The organism is Acinetobacter endophylla (assembly GCF_053543775.1).
Map to the genome: position 1 here is coordinate 22,693 of NZ_JBLVOM010000235.1, position 11,345 is coordinate 34,037.

Here is an 11,345-nt window from a genome sequence, read left to right on the forward strand (position 1 = left end):
GCTGGCATATTCAGTCACTCATACTGAACATGAAGACGTGATTTACAAGGCAAATTTATGAATCTAGATTTAGATTTAATACTGCAAGAATTGGATATCACGATTTTAAAATGGCCTGTCTGGATCCTAATGAAAATTAGAAAATATTTAGCAACAGGATTGAGTATCACCCTTTAAGGAATTTAAAAATGCCGATTTATAATGCGCCGCTAAAAGACATGGAATTTATTTTAAATGATGTATTCCAAGCGGAACAATTTTGGCAAGGTAATGAAAATCTTGCACATTTAGATATGGCGACGGCAAATGCAATTCTGGAAGAGATGGCCAAATTTTCTAAAAATGTCATTCTTGACCTGAATCGTCCTGCTGATGAAGAAGGTGGTGCTCAGTTTAACAATGGTGTGGTGACAACACCCAAAGGTTTTAAAGAAGCTTTCAGACAGTTTGCTGAAGGTGGCTGGGTAGGCTTGGGTGCGCCTGAAGAATGGGGCGGACAAAACATGCCGAAGATGCTCACGGTTCTGGCGGATGAAATGATCTGGAGCACCAACCCATCTTTTATGCTTTATCCACTACTCACTGTGGGTGCAGGTATGGCGATCAATGACCGCGCCTCACAGGAACAGAAAGAAACTTATTTACCAAAATTCTATACGGGTGAATGGTCAGGCACCATGTGTCTGACTGAACCACATTCCGGCACAGATCTTGGCATTATCAAGACCAAAGCTGAACCAAATGAAGATGGTTCGTACAATATTACCGGCACCAAAATTTTTATTACCAGCGGTGAGCATGATCTGAGTGAAAACATCATTCATCTGGTACTGGCGAAAACACCGTATGCACCAGCAGGTTCACGTGGTATTTCATTATTTATTGTGCCGAAATTCCTGGTCAATGCAGATGGATCACTGGGTGAGCGTAATGCAGTATCTGCCGGTTCAATCGAACATAAAATGGGAATTAAAGGCTCGGCGACCTGCGTCATGAACTTTGACGGCGCCAAGGGCTATATGGTTGGCAATGAAAATGAAGGTCTGGCCGGCATGTTCGTGATGATGAACTACGAACGTTTGTCTATGGGAATTCAGGGCATTGGTGCAGCAGAATTTGCCTACCAGAATGCGGCACAATATGCGACGGACCGTTTACAGGGCCGTGCATCAACTGGTGCAAAATCTCCAGAAAAACCAGCCGATTCAATTCTAGTCCATGGCGATGTACGCCGTATGCTGCTCAATGTACGTGCTAACAATGAAGCTTCACGTGCGTTTGCGGTGTATGTAGGTCAACAACTGGATATTACCAAATACTCAACCGACCCTGAAGCGGTGCGTAAAGCGACTGACCGTGTGGCGCTGTTAACGCCAATCGCCAAAGCTTATTTGACCGACAAGGCACTGGATTCTGCACTGGAAGCGCAAATGTGCTTCGGTGGTCATGGCTATATCCGTGAATGGGGCATGGAACAGTGTATTCGTGACCTGCGTATTTCACAGATTTATGAAGGCACCAATGGCGTGCAGGCGATTGACCTGATTGGGCGTAAAACCACCAAATGTAATGGGACTTATATCGCGGAATATATTGCTGAAATCCGTGAATTTGCCCAAAATTTAGATGATTCATTGACGATTAAAACGGCGACATTAGAAGCCTTCCAGCAACTTGAAGATATCACCAAATTCATCGTCGAGCAGTCTAAACTGAACCCTGATTTTGCCAACGCGATTGCTGTCGATTATTTACATGCGGTTGGGCTACTAAGTTTCGTGTATATGTATGCGCGGATTAGCAAAGCCGCTGCAGCCAAAGACGACAGCTACTTCCAGAACAAACTGGTACTGGCCAACTATTATGTGGCCAAAATACTTCCGGATTTGAGTGCACGAATCCAACGTATTCAAGCCGGTGCGGAACTGGTGATGCAGTTGCCTGAAGACTATTTTACCGCACAGGCTTAACCCGCAATGATTGCGAAGGACCAGCCCTACAGCGCTTTGGCTATGTAGGGTTGATAACAATGATGAAAAAGGATGAAACTAAAATGATCGTAATTGTAGATGCAGTACGTACCGCGATGGGCGGTTTTCAAGGTTCATTGTCAAGCTGTACCGCGCCGGATTTGGGTGCTGTGGCAATTAAAGAAGTGGTGGCACGTGCAGGATTGGCGGCCAATGATATTGATGAAGTGATCATGGGCTGCGTACTGCCAGCCGGTTTAAAACAGGGTCCGGCACGTCAGGCCATGCGTCAGGCAGGTCTACCGGATTCAACTGGTGCGACCACCATCAATAAAATTTGTGGTTCAGGCATGAAAGCCGTGATGCAGGCAGCAGATGCGATCAAGGCCGGTTCAGCAGAGATTGTGGTTGCAGGCGGGATGGAGTCGATGTCGAACGCACCATATTTGATGGACAAGGCACGTGCCGGATTCCGTATGGGGCATGGAAAGGTCATTGATCATATGTTCCAGGAAGGTCTGGAAGATGCGGAAACAGGCCTGTCGATGGGAATTCTTGCTCAGGAAATGGCGGATAAAAAAGGTTATACCCGTGAGCAGCAGGATGACTATGCGATTGGTTCCTTAAATAAAGCCGTGACGGCGGTGCAGCAAGGTTTCTTTAAAGATGAAATCGTACCGGTCACTGTCAGTAGCCGTAAAGGCGATGTGGTGGTGGAACAGGATGAACAGCCTTTAAATGCCAAGGCTGACAAAATTCCAACTCTGCGTCCAGCGTTCAAAAAAGACGGAACCATTACTGCGGCAAATGCCAGTTCAATTTCAGATGGTGCTTCAGCATTGGTGATCACCTCGAGCGAAATTGCTGCACAGCGTAACTTAAAACCGCTAGCTAATATTCTGGCCTATGCCAGCCATTCGCAGCATCCGTCAGAATTTACTATTGCACCTGTTGGTGCGATTGAAAAAGTCCTGAAAAAAACCGGTTGGGATGCTCAGGAGGTTGACCTTTGGGAAATCAACGAAGCGTTCGCCATGGTCACTATGTTAGCCATTGATGGCTTTAAACTTGATCCAGCAAAAGTGAACATTAATGGTGGTGCTTGTGCGCTTGGTCATCCATTGGGTTCTTCTGGCTCTCGTATTATTGTGACCTTGATTCATGCCTTAAAACGTACTGGCGGCAAGAAAGGGATTGCGTCCTTATGTATCGGTGGTGGTGAAGCGACTGCGATTGCTGTGGAACTGATTTAAGCACATCCTAAATCGTATATTCAGGTAGCAAACTCAATACTGATTCATTCAAAAGTTGCTGCTCTTGGTTCGCCAGGAGCAGGGATTCTTTAAATCATATTAATTTTTAAAATACACAATAAAATCAACATTTTCAGACTTTGCTGATCCGATTCCATCTATATTTTTACTATAAAAATTACTTTTTAAATTATTTAAAAACTTTTTCTAGCACATGCCGGTGAATAAATCGTAACTTGTCTTTTACTGCTTCGCTCAGCTTGAACGGGTAGGCATCTTCCAGGCCCATACAACGGTTTAAGGCATTCAGATTAAAGGTCAAGGTGACCCAATTTTCTAGAATGTGTTCAAAATCCTGTCCACCAATCGGGCATTCTTTAAAATCCATACTGGCCAGATAGCTGCCATTTCCTTCGACACGCATACCACCATAGTAGGCAGTTTCCAGTGTTTCCATCATATGCAGATAATGTGCCCAGGTTTCTGCCCAGTCTTCCCAGGGATGGGCGGTGGCATAAGCACTGATATACTTTTCCTGCCAGTTGATTGGTGCGCCTTCGTTATAATGGCGTTCAAGTGCCTTGCTGTAGTCTTGCCGCTCATCGCCAAAATACTGACGGAATTCATCTAGCAATTCCGGATGCATATGTTGCATGAGCGCAAAATAATAATGGCCGCTTTCATGGCGAAAATGACCTAATAAAGTCCGGTAGTTTTCACCCATATTTACACGTGTAGTTTCCCGATAAACTACATCGGCTTCAATTGCATTTAGGGTAATGACCCCATTGGCATGACCAATTAAAACAGGCTTATCTTCTTGGGGCAGGAGAAAATCAAAACGCAGACCAAATGGATCATCTTCAGACTTTTTAGGGCGTGGCATCATGTTCATGCGCTGGGCCAAATACAGGAATCGACGTTTGGCTTCTTCCAGTCGAAACCAGTAAATCAGGTTTTCGGAATTTTCCAAATCAGGAATGACATGGGTCAACTGACAGGATTCACAAAATTCCTCATCTTCATCGCTGGGAATCATCCAGTTGCATACCTGATAATTTACATAATTGTGACAGGGTTTATAACTGGCATGCTGGTAGTTTTTGGCGATTGGAACCCATCGCTCAGCACTCTGTTTTTCGAATGCGCATAGCTCTTTTTCCGAAGCGATATAACCGATCGGTGACAGACAGTGATCACAAACTGATTTGTAAAAAAACAGCTGTTGCTTGCAGACGGCACATTCAAAATGTTTCATTAAACTCCCTGTAGGGAAGCGAACGACCTAAAATGTTTATCGATGATGAACACGAAAAAAGGTTCAGAATGCCTACCTAAATTTCTTCCTGATAAAGAAACATCATAAAAATTTCATTGAAAATTCTATATGGATGAATTGTAAAAAAGGTGTGAATGAATATCCCATCAAAGATAGTTTAATGATTATTGATATTGCTTTAGTTTTTGATTTATAAGAAAATTACCATTATTTAATTATAAAAATTGGTTTAGTATGGCTTTTTCATTTCTTAGTAATTCATTTAGCAATGTTATCATTCAATTAAAAAAATATATTTCTGAAATTAAAGAAAGGACAGATATCGATGAGTGGGAAAAGGAGTTACTAAAAAATTTAGATCCTATAGATCTTTATGATAATGAAAGGCTAAATGAGTTTGAAGAACACTGTATAGAGATCAAAAAAAGAAATGATTTAAGTTTAAAGTTGGTATTTGATAATGAGTATGGGGAATTAGGGCATCATTTTGAATATTCGGATCGAATAAAGCTAGAGTATATAAATTTATTAATCTATGCATATTATAAAGAAGTAATGTTTAGGAAAGATTATAGATACTCTTTTCAAAAATCCTTTTTTGATTTTATTGAAAATAATGCAAATAAATTCAGTCCTGAAGTAAATTATATTTTTTCTTTTATAGATAAATTGCCATTTAAACTGTTAAGTAAAGTTTATTCTAATCCAAATTTTCAAAAAATAATTGAAACTTTAACACCTGATCATTTTTCAAAATATATTGAATATTTAGAGTCTAATCACAGAAATATAGAAAAAATTGATGCTTGGACTAGTACATTTGAATCTAAAAAAAGTGAAGTATCAGAATTAGAAAAGCGTCTTGAAAAAAATAAACAAACTTATGATTTCGTTTTGCTCAATAAAGGTTTTAAAGAGCTTTATGATCAGAAAAAAATAGAGTTAGATAATGCAAAAGGTACTTATAGCTTTGTTGCAGCAACAATGTTTTCTATACCTTTTGTGGAATTAGGTGCATTAATTGGAGCATTTTTCTATTTTGATGGAAAGCTACCTACTGGTATGTGGTTTATTTCTATTCCCTTCATTACTTTAATTTTAATTACGTTATATCTTTTAAAAATTTCTTTACAAGACAAAAGAGCAGTCCAATCTCAAATGATGCAGCTAGAACTTCGCATGGCACTGTGTCAGTTCATCCATAACTATGCTGAAGATTCAGAAAAACTGCATAAGAAAAATGCAGCAGGCTTTGAGAAATTTGAAAATATTATCTTTTCACCGCTAGTTTCATCTGATGACAAGATTCCAACCACCTTTGATGGAATGGAGCAACTTGCCAAATTAGTGAGTGAATTTAGAAAGTAATCCAAACTTTCCGCTATCGGCGAGTATCCTATTTTTAATTAGTCAGTCCTTTTGTTAAGACATAGAATTAATTCACTTTTGTAGTAATAGCGATCAGTAGATGGCATTCAGCTGGATTTTTTTCACTTTAATTGCTGCATTTATGCAGGCTTGGCGCAACGCCTTTCAAAAACAGCTCAGCACCACGGTCGATGTGTGGGGAGTCACCCTGGCACGCTTTATTTTCGGTTTGCCATTCGCTGCGCTTTACCTGAGCAGCCTGTATTATTTCAAGCCAGTTGAAAGTGTGATTCACTTCACGCCCAAGTTCTGGGTCTATGTGGTGATTGCGGGTTGCAGTCAGATTTTAGCTACGGCGCTGATGGTACAACTGTTCAAGCAAAAAAATTATGCCGTTGGGGTGGGGCTGGCGAAAAGTGAAGCCATTCTTGCAGCCATTATTGGCGTGACCTTTTTAGCAGATCATTTGTCATTCCTGGCCTGGATTGGTGTGGCGCTGGGCGGATATGCGGTATTTTTATTGAGTAAAGGCCAACAGGTCAGCGGGTTTTCAGCGAGAACATTGGCGATCGGGATTGGCAGTGGATTAAGTTTTGCCATTACCTCGCTTCTGGTACGCGAAGCCAGTCTGGAATTAAGCACTTTACCCACCTTGCATCGTGCGGCCTGGGTGCTGTTAATGGTGATCAGTTTTCAGTGCCTGAGTATGCTGCTTTACCTCAGCCTATTCAGTCGCCAGACTTTAGTGGCCATGTGGCAGCGTCTGGGCTTAACTTTTAAGGTGAGTGTGTGCAGTTTTATGGCATCACTCGGCTGGTTTACTGCCATGAGCATGATGAGTGTGCCGGTCGTGAAAACCTTAGGACAAATTGAGATTCTGTTTAGTATGCTGATTTCGGCATATTTCTTTAAAGATAAACTGGCACGTGCGGAGCATTGGGGACTAGGCTTGGTAGTGATTGCGGCGATTCTAGTAATCTGGGCCTGATGCAGCACTAATTTTTTAAATCTAAGTATAAAAAAGCCACTGATCAACAGTGGCTTTTTCTTTGCATTTATTGTTTAAGCTGCGATAAATTTCTGAACTGCCTGATTAAAGGCCTCAGGTTGTTCCACATTGGAAATGTGCGAGGCATTGATTTCAAACAGCTGGCTTTGTGAAATTTCAGCTTGCATGGCTTGACCATCTGCAACTGTCGTCACCGGGTCTTGCTGACCGGCCACAATCAGTACCGGCACTGAAATCGTTTTGATCTGTTCACGTAAATCCGCCTTAGCCAAAGCTTCGCAACAACTTGCATAACCTTCCGGGCTGCCAGCTCCAAGGTCGTTTGAAAGTTCTGCAATTATCGCTGCGTTGCTCTGGATAAAGGGATCGGTAAACCAACGTGCTGCTGCTGTCGATGCAATCGGCGCCAGACCTTGTTCACGTACCAGTGCGGCACGTTCCAGCCAGGCCTGTTCCTGACCGATCTTGGCAGCAGTATTGCAGATAATCACGTGGCTAAAACGTTCAGGTTTGTTAATCGCTAACCATTCGCCGGTTAAACCACCCATAGAAATGCCACAGAAAGCGGCTTTCTGGATATTCAGATGATCCAGCAGATTGACCACATCCTGACCTAACTGTTCAAGACTATACGGACCTTGTGGTGCAGAGGAAGCCCCATGACCACGAGTGTCATAACACACAACAAAATAATCTTGCTGGAAAAATTCAATTTGTGGTTGCCACATGCTGAATTTAGTGCCCAATGAGTTAGAAAAAACCAGGGCAGGTTTGCTGGCATCACCAAAGGTCTGGTAATTGATCTGTGCATCGTTGGATGTAAATGTTGGCATTGAAATCCCTCCCGACCTCCCTTTAAAAAAGGGAGGAGGTTTATCTTTTTAATAGGTTGTTAGACGCGTTCAATAATCAAAGCGATGCCTTGACCGACACCAATACACATTGAACAAAGACCGTATTTACCGCCAGTTTGTTCCAGCTGGTTGAGTGCGGTTGTGACTAAGCGTGCGCCAGATGCACCAAGTGGATGGCCCAAAGCAATTGCACCACCATTCGGATTGACTTTCTCTGAACCATCTTCAATGCCAAGGTCACGAGTACAAGCCAAAGCTTGTGCTGCAAAAGCTTCATTCAGCTCGATCACATCCATCTGCTCTAAAGTCAGACCTGTTTGCGCCAGTAATTTCTTAATGGCAGGTGCAGGACCAAAGCCCATGATACGTGGTTCAACACCCACAACCGTTGAGCCAATAATTTTGGCACGCGGTTTTAAACCGTGTTGAGCAACCGCTTCATCAGATGCGATTAATAGGGCAGCCGCACCATCGTTAATACCAGAAGCATTACCCGCTGTAACCGTACCATCTGCTTTGACCACGGGTTTCAGTTTTGCCAGAGCTTCTGCTGTGGTTGAAGCACGCGGATGTTCATCAGTATCGACAACGATCGGATCGCCTTTACGCTGTGGGATCACCACAGGAATGATTTCATTTTTATAGAAACCTTTGGCCTGCGCTGCTGCAGTACGTTGCTGGCTGGTCAGGGCAAACTTGTCCTGGTCTTCACGGTTGATGTTGAACTGTTCCGCCAGATTTTCAGCCGTTTGCGGCATGGTTTCTACGCCGTACATTTCTTTCAGTTTCGGATTGATAAAACGCCAGCCCATGGTGGTGTCTTCAATCTTCTGGCTACGGCCATACGCCTTTTCTGACTTGCCCATGACAAATGGCGCGCGCGACATGCTTTCTACACCACCGGCAATAATCAGATGAGCTTCACCGGCTTTAATTGCACGTGCTGCCATCGCCACGGCATCCATTGATGAACCACATAGGCGATTTACGGTCGTCGCTGGTACCTGATAAGGCAAACCTGCAAGCAGAGAAGACATACGACCGACGTTACGGTTGTCTTCACCGGCCTGATTGGCACAGCCATAGATCACGTCATCGACCTGTTCCCAGTTCACACTTGGATTGCGTTCCATCAACGCTTTAATTGGCAGCGCACCTAAGTCATCAGCACGGACAGGCGCGAGGCCACCGGCATAACGACCGAATGGGGTACGGATGGCATCGATAATATATGCGTTTTTCATTGTGTATTTGCTCACATATTTAAAAGAAGAAAACTCCTCCCTTTTTAAAGGGAGGTTGGGAGGGATTTAATGAAGTAGTTTTATTCCTCAAATCCTCCCTAAATCCCTCCTTTAATAAAGGAGGGACTTCCCCTTAATTTGATTGAGTCGCATCAATCAGTTTGGCACCGGTCATTGACTGCAATTCTTCAAATGACAGACCTTCAACTTTCTCAATCACTTTCATCCCTTCAGGGGTGACATCAATCACGCAAAGGTCGGTATAAATACGGTCGACACATTTCAGGCCAGTAGCCGGATAAGATAATTCAGCCACAATCTTTGGCTCGCCTTTTTTGGTCACGTGATCAGTCGTAATAAAGACTTTTTTCGCGCCAACAGCCAGATCCATTGCACCGCCGACTGCTGGAATTGCATCTGGAGCACCAGTATGCCAGTTAGCCAGATCGCCATTTTCAGCTACCTGGAAAGCACCCAATACTGCGATATCTAAGTGACCGCCACGCATCATGGCAAATGAATCACCATGATGGAAGAATGAACCGCCTTCAAGTAGGGTGACGAATTCTTTACCGGCATTGATCAGCTCAGGATCGCGGTCTTCTTCAGCAGGAGGAGGACCGAAAGCCAACAGGCCATTTTCAGAATGCAGGAATACGTCTTTATCGCTTGGCAGGTAGCTTGAAATCTTGGTCGGTAAACCAATACCGAGGTTTACATAGGCACCATCAGGAATGTCTTGTGCCACACGTTCAGCGATCTGGTCACGGGTCAGTTTGCTATAGCTCATTATTTATCTCCGATGCCAATTATTGTGCAGGTTTAACTTGAACAACGTGTTGAACAAAAATTCCCGGGGTGATGATGTGTTCCGGATCCAGTGCACCCAGTTCAACCACTTCAGAAACTTGAGCAATCGTCACATCAGCCGCCATCGCCATGATCGGACCAAAGTTACGCGCAGATTTACGGTAGACCAGATTGCCCCAACGATCGCCTTTAGAGGCTTTAATTAAAGCAAAGTCAGCTTTAATCGGATTTTCCAGGACAAAATCTTTGCCTTCATAGTTCAAGGTTGGTTTGCCTTCAGCCAGCAAGGTACCAAAACCGGTTGGGGTATAGATTGGACCTAAGCCCATACCTGCTGCCTGAATACGGCAAGCCAGATTACCTTGCGGCACCAGTTCCAGCTCAATTTTTCCAGCACGATAAAGTTCGTCAAAGACCCAGGAATCAGACTGGCGCGGGAAAGAGCAAATGATTTTACGCACAGCGCCCGCTTTAAGCAGTTTTGCCAGACCATAATCGCCATTACCGGCATTGTTGTTGACAATAATCAGGTCTTTAATACCCAATTCGATCAGACCATCAATCAGTTCAGCAGGCTGACCCGCTGTACCGAAACCACCGATCATAATGGTAGAACCGTCCTTGATCTGGGAGAGTGCTTCTTTCAATGATAATGAACTTTTATCTATCATAATCTGGTCCTTACATATCCTAAACTGATGGATGTCTTTAAACTCGTTTTGAATCTGATGCTGTAACCGGAACTGCGTTACGGTTTTTCTGTGACAGCAGAAAATGTGCTACCAGGCCAATGCAAATTCCCCAAAAGACTGAACTCAGTCCCAAGAAATGCATGCCGGAAGCAGTCGCTAAAAAGGTGATAAGCGCTGCATCACGTTGTGACTCTTTGCCCATGGCCACGGAAATGTTGGTGGCAATCGCACCGAGCAATGCCAGTCCTGCCAAAGCCGCAATTAATTCTTTGGGCATTAGGCTAAAAAGCATGACAATGCTGCCGGCAAATAAGCCGCCTAAAATATAAAAAAGCCCATTCGCCACGCCGGCGATATAACGCTTTTCTTTCAGCTCGTGCGCGTCTTTGCCTAAACACAAAGCAGCTGTAATTGAGGCCAAGACAATCGTGATACCCCCCACACAGGCCACTGCAAGCGAGGCAATACTGGTTGCACTGATAATCGGCTTGGCTGGCATGTCATAACCACTGAGTTTGATAATCGCCATTCCCGGTAAAAACTGGCCCGATAGGCTGACCAGAATGAGCGGGAGGGCCAGATTCAGGGTTGAACTCCAGGTCCATTCCGGTGCAATAAATTGCGGAATCGCCAGACTGAAATCTGCCGTGACCGGGTTAATCTTGCCCAGCAGCATGCTTAAAACCACACCGGCAATCAGCACCCAGACCATGGCATAGCGTGGACTAAAACGCTTGGCCAGCAAAAATACCGCCAGCATGCCAAAGACGATATAGGGCATGGTATCGGTCGCGGTAAACAACCCTAAACCAAACTGCAGTAAAATCCCCGCCATCATTCCGGCAGCGACTTCCTGAGGAATCCAG

At 44.0% G+C, this 11,345-nt stretch carries 10 protein-coding genes; 4 read left to right on the top strand and 6 right to left on the bottom strand.

Annotated features, from left to right (window positions below; all coding sequences use genetic code 11):
* Window positions 1–188 precede the first annotated feature (188 nt).
* The gene (locus ACNPNW_RS08050; protein WP_253148405.1) at window positions 189–1,970 is read left to right on the top strand and encodes an acyl-CoA dehydrogenase C-terminal domain-containing protein; all 1,782 of its coding nucleotides are present in this window, start codon (window positions 189–191) and stop codon (window positions 1,968–1,970) included.
* A gap of 83 nt (window positions 1,971–2,053) precedes the next feature.
* Window positions 2,054–3,223 (top strand): thiolase family protein, encoded by a 1,170-nt coding sequence (locus ACNPNW_RS08055; protein ID WP_423090275.1) that lies wholly within the window; start codon window positions 2,054–2,056, stop codon window positions 3,221–3,223.
* Between the two features lie 190 nt (window positions 3,224–3,413).
* On the opposite strand, the gene ACNPNW_RS08060 is transcribed toward ACNPNW_RS08055, so the two are convergent.
* Complete coding sequence (locus tag ACNPNW_RS08060; RefSeq protein ID WP_004731123.1) at window positions 3,414–4,481, bottom strand: zinc-binding metallopeptidase family protein; 1,068 nt, start codon at window positions 4,479–4,481, stop codon at window positions 3,414–3,416.
* 255 nt (window positions 4,482–4,736) lie between these two features.
* Between ACNPNW_RS08060 and ACNPNW_RS08065 the strand changes: the two genes are divergently transcribed.
* Both ACNPNW_RS08065 and ACNPNW_RS08070 read left to right on the top strand, forming a co-directional pair.
* The gene (locus ACNPNW_RS08065) at window positions 4,737–5,870 is read left to right on the top strand and encodes a hypothetical protein (RefSeq protein WP_253148406.1); all 1,134 of its coding nucleotides are present in this window, start codon (window positions 4,737–4,739) and stop codon (window positions 5,868–5,870) included.
* Window positions 5,871–5,970: 100 nt separating this feature from the next.
* Window positions 5,971–6,858, top strand: a complete 888-nt coding sequence (locus ACNPNW_RS08070; protein ID WP_005100202.1) for an EamA family transporter — start codon at window positions 5,971–5,973, stop codon at window positions 6,856–6,858.
* A 74-nt stretch (window positions 6,859–6,932) separates the two neighbouring features.
* On the opposite strand, the gene pcaD is transcribed toward ACNPNW_RS08070, so the two are convergent.
* The 5 genes from pcaD to benE form a co-directional block, all read right to left on the bottom strand.
* A complete protein-coding gene (gene pcaD, locus ACNPNW_RS08075) occupies window positions 6,933–7,712 on the bottom strand; it encodes a 3-oxoadipate enol-lactonase (protein WP_253173426.1) in 780 nt (259 codons plus the stop codon).
* Window positions 7,713–7,771: 59 nt separating this feature from the next.
* Window positions 7,772–8,977: a 3-oxoadipyl-CoA thiolase gene (gene pcaF, locus ACNPNW_RS08080; protein WP_448766862.1), complete on the bottom strand. Its 1,206-nt coding sequence runs from the start codon at window positions 8,975–8,977 to the stop codon at window positions 7,772–7,774.
* 133 nt (window positions 8,978–9,110) lie between these two features.
* On the bottom strand, window positions 9,111–9,767 hold the full coding sequence (locus tag ACNPNW_RS08085) for a 3-oxoacid CoA-transferase subunit B (protein WP_005246228.1): 657 nt from the start codon (window positions 9,765–9,767) through the stop codon (window positions 9,111–9,113).
* Between the two features lie 19 nt (window positions 9,768–9,786).
* Window positions 9,787–10,458, bottom strand: coding sequence for a 3-oxoacid CoA-transferase subunit A (locus tag ACNPNW_RS08090; RefSeq protein ID WP_004647044.1), 672 nt, complete (start codon window positions 10,456–10,458; stop codon window positions 9,787–9,789).
* A 37-nt stretch (window positions 10,459–10,495) separates the two neighbouring features.
* Window positions 10,496–11,345 (bottom strand): benzoate/H(+) symporter BenE (gene benE / locus ACNPNW_RS08095; RefSeq protein ID WP_448766863.1); only part of this gene is annotated, 850 nt, incomplete at its 5' end.